Consider the following 6,606-nt stretch of genomic DNA (forward strand, 5'->3'; position numbering starts at 1 on the left):
CCTTACCGCAAAAGAAGGGGTCGGCTCATGGTCGATATCGCGACACGCGTCTGGAACCATAAGTGGAAGATCGACCCGATCGTGCGCTCCATGATCGATACCGATTTCTACAAGCTTCTGATGTGCCAGTCGGTGTTTCGAAACAAACCGGACGCACAGGTTCGGTTTTCGCTCATCAACCGGTCGAAAAATATCCGCCTGGCGGAACTGATCGACGAGGGCGAGCTGCGGGAACATCTCGACTATGCACGCTCTCTCTCGCTGACACGGGGCGAGAGCACGTGGCTGCGCGGCAATACCTTCTATGGCAAACGACAGATGTTCCGGTCGGATTTCATGGAATGGTTCGAGCAAATGCGCCTGCCCGAATACCAGCTGGAGAAACGGGACGGCCAATATGAGCTGACATTCGAAGGCTCCTGGCCGGAAGTCATGCTCTGGGAAATCCCCGCTCTCACGATCCTGATGGAATTGCGCGGCCGGGCCGTGCTGAACAGGATGGAGAAATTCGAGCTTCAGGTGCTCTATGCGCAGGCCATGACCAAGCTCTGGGAAAAAGTGAAGCGCCTGCGCAAGGTTCCCGGCCTGCGAATCGCCGATTTCGGAACACGCCGTCGCCATTCCTTCCTCTGGCAGGACTGGTGCGTCCAGGCCCTGATCGAAGGGCTGGGCGACACCTTTGTCGGGACGTCGAATTGCCTGATCGCCATGCGGCGGGAGGCCGAGGCTATCGGCACGAATGCCCATGAGCTTCCCATGGTCTATGCCGCTCTGGCCGAAGACGACGAAGCGCTGGCGAAAGCCCCCTATCGCGTTCTCGAAGACTGGCACGAGGAGCATGACGGCAACCTGCGGATCATCCTGCCCGACACCTACGGGACCGAAGGGTTTCTGGAACATGCTCCGGACTGGCTGGCTGGCTGGACAGGCATCCGCATCGATAGCGGGGATCCCGTCAAGGGCGCCGAAACCGCGATTAAATGGTGGAAATCCCGCGGCGAAGATCCCAAGCGCAAGCTGGTGATCTTTTCCGACGGTCTCGACGTCGACAGGATTCTCGAACTGTACGAACGTTTCAACGCCCGCACCCGGGTGAGCTTCGGGTGGGGGACGCTGCTGACGAATGATTTCCAGGGACTCGTTCCCGGAGACGCGCTCCGCCCCTTCTCCCTCGTGTGCAAGGCGGTCGCCGCGAATGGGCACCCAACGGTCAAACTGTCTGACAATCCAAACAAGTCAATGGGTCCTGCGGAGGAAGTGGCACGATACAAACGGGTCTTCGGTGTCGGCGAGCAGGAACCCATGGAAGTGATCGTGTGAGCGGCCAGGGCTGAGCAATAGGCAACCTGATTCAACGCATGAACCGCTATCGCGTCAGTCGTCTTCCGCCACACGGCCGCGAAGCGATTTGACCTCGCCGCGCTTCACCTTGCCTTCAAGCCGACGCCTCTTGGAGGCAAGCGTAGGGCGGGTGGCGATGCGCCGCTTGGGCGCTTTCGTGGCCTTCCGGATCAGTTCCACCAGCCTTTCGCGCGCCAGTTCCCGGTTCCGCGCCTGGCTGCGAGTGTCCTCCACACGGATCAGGACGGCGCCATCAGCCGTCCATCTCTGCCCCGCGAGCCGTTTCAACCTGTTCTTCACGGCCTCCGGCAGGTTCGGGCTCCGCGCCGCTTCAAAGCGCAGATCGACGGCGGTGGAAACCTTGTTCACATTCTGCCCGCCGGGTCCGGAGGCACGGCGGAACTGCTCGGTCAATTCCCATTCATCAATCGTGATCTCGTCATTTACCCGTAACATGCCGTCTTCCCTGCCGTTTCGCATTTCACGGCGGTTGCCTTCAGAACTGACTAGCCAATTTTCCGGGTAACTCCAACTGGCGAACAAATGGAAAGGGCCGCTCCTATCTGGAACGGCCCTCCGAGCTATCATGGAGGTCAGGTTTCATGAACCCATAAGTTCGTCAGGGGGCCAAGACCATTGGCCTGCCTAATAGCGAGCCGCCCCGATATCAACGAAACCCCTCTCCAGCATGACTCTCGACACTGGATCACCTCCTTCCGCTTGTTTCAGTTGCGATCAGAGTGACACAGATCCCCTACTAGTCAATGAATTTCCGATGGGGTGGCGAGGAGCCGCCGAACGATCATGCGGAAGGGAATCAGCGCGACCAGCGCAAGGGACAGCTTCACCATCCAATCGGCGAACGCCAGCGAGACCCACAGAGGCGCGACCGGACCCATGCCAAGAACCGGGAGGTTATCCTGCGCCCAGACTGGCATATTTCCCGGCTCCATGCCGTTGAGCGCCGCCGAAAACGCGATCGAAAAGAAGATCACGGTATCGAGGGACGAGCCCACCAGCGTCGATGCGAGCGGAGCGCGCCACCAGCGGCCCTCCCTGAGGCGGTTGAACACCGAGATATCAACGAGTTGCGCAACCAGGAAGGCGGTCCCAGAGCCGACGGCGACCCGCAGAGTCACAAGAGGACCGAATTCGCCGTGAATCTGGCTGCCGATCAGCGAACAGGCGATCCCGACGACGAAACCGATCAGAACAACGCGCCGTGCAGGACCCACGCCGTAGATTCGATTCATCAGGTCGGTCACCAGGAAGGCAAAGGGATAGGTCAGCGCTCCCCAGGTCAGCCATTGGCCGAGCAGATGCTGAACAAGAATGTTCGAAGCCACAACGACACCGGCCATTGCCAGGATGCCGGGAAGGAATTTGCGCGTCATAGTCCCCTGTCCTCTTTCACTCGGTCAGCTCTTTGGCGCTGTCAGAAATATGAAACCATGGCCCATTGAGCGCTACCATGGCGTGCAAGCCGCCCAATTATCCACATACGAGACAAATCGCAATCCATTTCGCAGAGCGAGGATCCCGGGCAGGTTTTGCTCTCCGACCGTATCGGGACCCCGAAACTTCCTGTCCGCATTAGTCAGATCTTAAACAGGATCCCCGAGATTTGGCCCGAGGCCCAAAAGGGTCCACCGCATGGAGGGTGTTGCGTGCAGAATGTACTCGGTGTTTGGTCAGGTCTGGACATACGTCGCAAAGTTATCGTGATCGCTGCGACACTTGCGATGTTCGCAGCCGTCCTGGTGCTTTCGCAGATGGTTTCGGCGAAACGGCTCGAACTGCTCTATTCCGGTCTGGAGCAACATGCGGCCGGCGATGTGGTCGCGGCCCTGGAGCAACAAGGGGTCGTTTTCGAGGTTCGGGGCAACTCGATCTATGTCGATGTGACCCGCCGCGATGAACTTCGGATGATTCTTGCCGGCCAGGGTCTGCCGAGCAATGGCGCTGCCGGGTATGAGTTGCTGGACAACCTGTCCGGGTTTGGAACCACTTCACAGATGTTCGACGCCGCCTATTGGCGGGCCAAGGAAGGGGAACTCGCCCGGACTATCGTGACAAGCCCCCAGATCAAGGGCGCGCGCGTCCATATTTCGACTCCCCCCTCCAGCGGGTTTCGGAGGAATCAAGGCGCCACTGCTTCCGTCGTGGTGACCCCGGCCAGCGCTGCGCTGACAGAGGCGAATGCACGCGCCTTGCGGTTTCTGGTGGCCTCCGCCGTTCCCGGCCTGAAACCAGAACAGGTATCCGTCATCGATGGTGAAAGTGGCCTTGTGGTCGGCGGAGAGGTCTCGGCTGCGGTGAATGTCGACAAGCGGGCAGCAGCACTCAAGCGCAATGTAGAACGGTTGCTCGAAGCGCGGGTCGGCCCGGGCAATGCCGTCGTCGAACTCAGTCTGGAAGCCGTTACCGAGCGCGAGTCCGTTATCGAGCGCCGCTTCGATCCGGAAGGCCGTGTTGCGATCAGCACCGAAACGGAGGAGCGCAATTCGACTTCTCAGGGCGCAACAGGCGGCGCGGTCACTGTGGCCAGCAACCTGCCTGACGGCGAGGCCGGCTCCGGGGGAAGCGATCAATCCAGCCAGGACAACGAGACACGGGAGCGTGTCAATTTCGAGGTGTCGGAAACCCAGCGCGAAATCGTACGGGTTCCCGGAGCGGTCAAGCGGCTCTCGGTTGCGGTCATGGTCAACGCCGAGACGAGCATTGACGGAACCGGCGCCGAAGTCACCGCACCGCGGTCGGAAGAGGAATTGAGCGATCTCAGGCAACTGATCGAAGCGGCTGTCGGTTTTGACGAGAGTCGGGGAGACCAGATCACGATCCGCTCTTTTGAGTTCCAGCCACTCGCGGTGTCGGGAAGTGCTCCGACCGCCGGCTCAATGAGTCAGCTCGACATATTGTCTCTCGCCCAGGTGGCGATCCTGGCGATTGTGGCACTGGTGCTCGGCCTGTTCGTGGTCCGCCCGATCCTGACTCAGAGAGGCGCGCCGCAAATGCTGGAACTCTCGCCCCCGCCGCAAGCCGGAGGAACGCCGGCGCTCGAACGCGCGGACGCCCTGACAGGAGAAGTCTCCGGGGCCGATGATTTGGCGTCGCTACCGGATATCGGGGGGTTCGCACCATCCGGTGGAGGCGGCCTGCCCATGTTGTCCATGGATCAGGACGACCCGGTGGAACGGCTGCGGCAACTGATCCGGGATCGCCAGCAGGAAACTGTCGAGGTGCTCAAGACCTGGATGGAAGATGACGGGGAGAAAGCCTGATGAGCCGTCCATGGGTATTGGACTCCTTTGACGACGCAGATTCCGTTTCCGCTTCACCCGAAGCCCTTCCGGGCGGCTTGTCCGAAGACGAACGCCTGCAGGCATTCGACCAGGGCTACAAGGATGGATGGGACGATGCCGCCCGTGCGCATGCCGAGGAGCAGGGGACGATTTCGGATGAGTTGGCTGCAAACCTCCAAGCCATGTCTTTTACCTATCACGAAGCGCGAGGCGCCGTTCTGAACGAAATGGAGGAGATCCTGAAGGGCGTGGTGGAGCGCGTACTTCCCCGCTCGCTTGTCCACTCACTCGGTCAGACCCTCATTGACCGCATTCGGGATGTCAGTTCGGAGGCGTCAAATGTCGAGGTGCAGGTCTGCGTCAATCCAGACAATGCCGAGCGAATAAGAGAGCTGTTCCAGGAAATGGTGACCCCGCCCCTCAACGTCATGGAGGAATCCACCCTCGGCGACGGACAGGCGTATCTTCGTTTCAACGAGAGCGAGCAGAAAATCGACCTGGAAGCCGTGTTGCAGGAACTCTCCGACGCCGTTTCCGAATTCTTCGAAAAACCCGATCAACCGGAGATGCTCAATGCCTGATGCCGCCCCCAAGAATGGCCATCCCTTCTCGCAAGTTCCGGTCGAAGTTACCGTTTCCGTTGGCCGCGCACGGCCCCGTATCTCCGATTTGCTGAAGTTGGAGCGTCACGCTGTTCTACCTTTGGACCGCAAGGTGGAAGACCCCGTCGAACTCTATATTGGCGACCGGCTGATCGCCCGTGGCGAGCTGGTGGAACAGGACGGCCCCCAAGGTAGTCAGCTTGCCGTTCGCCTGACCGAGATTGCGGATGGCGCCGGGAATCCGCTGGAGTGAACCACATGAGATCGCACGTCCCGCAAAGTTTCCTCGCCTTGCCCGTGCTCATGCTCGGGACCGCGGGAGCCCATGCTCAGGATCTCTCTCTGAGCCTCGGCAACGACGTCTCTCTTACGGGGTTGAGCGTCCAGCTATTCTTGATCGTCGCCCTGCTCGGCTTCGCCCCCGGGCTGCTGATCATGGCAACCTGCTTCCCCTTCATCATAACTGTCTTTTCGATCCTTCGGCAGGCGATAGGCCTTCAGCAATCGCCCCCGAACATGCTCATCATTTCCGTTGCGCTTGTCCTGACCTACTACATCATGGATCCGGTGCTGATGGAGGCGTGGCACAACGGCCTGCAACCTCTCATGAACGAACAGCTCTCCGCCGAAACTGCCTTTCCAAGGATCGTGGAGCCGTTTCAGGTTTTCATGATGGCGCGGGTCGACCCGGAAACGCTGGCATCCATGGCCGATCTTCGGGCCAATGCCTCGGGCATCGAACTGGATCCCGCCTCCCCGCCGCTCTCGGTCCTCGTCCCCGCATTTCTGCTCAGTGAGATGTCTAACGCCTTTCAGGTCGGCTTCCTGATCTTCTTGCCGTTCTTGATCATCGACCTCGTCGTCGCCGCGATCCTGATGTCCATGGGGATGATGATGGTTCCGCCCGCGCTTGTCTCGCTCCCCTTCAAGCTCGCATTCTTTGCGATCGCGAATGGGTGGACCCTGATCTCTGAGTCTCTGGTCGCTGGGTATTTCTAGCTGTTTAAACCCACGGATTGATGGTGGGATCCTTTCGTTGGAACGCATTGTTCCAGACCTCCGCCCGAGTGTGTTCTGCCCCTGTCCCCGATATGCTTGTCCTCCAAAGACGATCTCAGCCGTTCCGAGGGCTGGGGCCCCACGTTACGAAGTCGCCTCGCGCTCTCGAAAAAACGCTGACGACGGACAGTGCCACGGTTTGTACAGTGGACCCGACAAACGTTGAGGTTGCGCTGATGTAACGCGCGACAATAAAAACTAGATCGGCAAAAGCCCATCATACATCTTTGATTTGTCAAAATTTTCTTGGTTTCGGGGGTAGGATTTGGTCAAGGACCTACGCATTCAGAACTGAGGATGGA

7 protein-coding genes are annotated in these 6,606 nt (G+C 59.6%); 5 read left to right on the forward strand and 2 right to left on the reverse strand.

The window, feature by feature from the left end; genetic code table 11:
- The first annotated feature begins 27 nt into the window (after positions 1-27).
- A complete protein-coding gene (pncB, locus tag AX756_RS21280) occupies positions 28-1,320 on the forward strand; it encodes a nicotinate phosphoribosyltransferase (protein WP_068316826.1) in 1,293 nt (430 codons plus the stop codon).
- A gap of 54 nt (positions 1,321-1,374) precedes the next feature.
- On the opposite strand, the gene arfB is transcribed toward pncB, so the two are convergent.
- Positions 1,375-1,797: an alternative ribosome rescue aminoacyl-tRNA hydrolase ArfB gene (arfB, locus tag AX756_RS21285; protein ID WP_068316830.1), complete on the reverse strand. Its 423-nt coding sequence runs from the start codon at positions 1,795-1,797 to the stop codon at positions 1,375-1,377.
- A gap of 305 nt (positions 1,798-2,102) precedes the next feature.
- Complete coding sequence (locus AX756_RS21290) at positions 2,103-2,735, reverse strand: queuosine precursor transporter (protein ID WP_068316833.1); 633 nt, start codon at positions 2,733-2,735, stop codon at positions 2,103-2,105.
- 273 nt (positions 2,736-3,008) lie between these two features.
- Between AX756_RS21290 and fliF the strand changes: the two genes are divergently transcribed.
- The 4 genes from fliF to fliP are packed head-to-tail and all read left to right on the forward strand — an operon-like array spanning position 3,009 to position 6,244.
- Positions 3,009-4,622 (forward strand): flagellar basal-body MS-ring/collar protein FliF, encoded by a 1,614-nt coding sequence (fliF, locus tag AX756_RS21295; RefSeq protein ID WP_068316836.1) that lies wholly within the window; start codon positions 3,009-3,011, stop codon positions 4,620-4,622.
- Positions 4,622-5,224, forward strand: a complete 603-nt coding sequence (locus AX756_RS21300; protein WP_068316839.1) for a FliH/SctL family protein — start codon at positions 4,622-4,624, stop codon at positions 5,222-5,224. Before fliF ends, AX756_RS21300 begins: the two co-directional genes overlap by 1 nt.
- The gene (locus AX756_RS21305) at positions 5,217-5,498 is read left to right on the forward strand and encodes a FliM/FliN family flagellar motor switch protein (protein WP_068316842.1); all 282 of its coding nucleotides are present in this window, start codon (positions 5,217-5,219) and stop codon (positions 5,496-5,498) included. The genes AX756_RS21300 and AX756_RS21305 overlap by 8 nt, the downstream gene beginning before the upstream one ends.
- 5 nt (positions 5,499-5,503) lie before the next feature.
- A complete protein-coding gene (gene fliP, locus AX756_RS21310; protein ID WP_068316845.1) occupies positions 5,504-6,244 on the forward strand; it encodes a flagellar type III secretion system pore protein FliP in 741 nt (246 codons plus the stop codon).
- Positions 6,245-6,606 lie beyond the last annotated feature (362 nt).

Source organism: Aliiruegeria sabulilitoris, from assembly GCF_001558155.1.
Classification (GTDB): domain Bacteria; phylum Pseudomonadota; class Alphaproteobacteria; order Rhodobacterales; family Rhodobacteraceae; genus Tropicimonas; species Tropicimonas sabulilitoris.

Excerpts from the sequence above, each read along its gene's own strand:
- pncB (WP_068316826.1), top strand. The coding sequence starts at position 28 with ATGGTCGATATCGCGACACGCGTCTGGAACCATAAGTGGAAGATCGAC.
- arfB (WP_068316830.1), bottom strand. The coding sequence starts at position 1,797 with ATGTTACGGGTAAATGACGAGATCACGATTGATGAATGGGAATTGACC.
- AX756_RS21290 (WP_068316833.1), bottom strand. The coding sequence starts at position 2,735 with ATGACGCGCAAATTCCTTCCCGGCATCCTGGCAATGGCCGGTGTCGTT.
- AX756_RS21300 (WP_068316839.1), top strand. The coding sequence starts at position 4,622 with ATGAGCCGTCCATGGGTATTGGACTCCTTTGACGACGCAGATTCCGTT.
- AX756_RS21305 (WP_068316842.1), top strand. The coding sequence starts at position 5,217 with ATGCCTGATGCCGCCCCCAAGAATGGCCATCCCTTCTCGCAAGTTCCG.
- fliP (WP_068316845.1), top strand. The coding sequence starts at position 5,504 with ATGAGATCGCACGTCCCGCAAAGTTTCCTCGCCTTGCCCGTGCTCATG.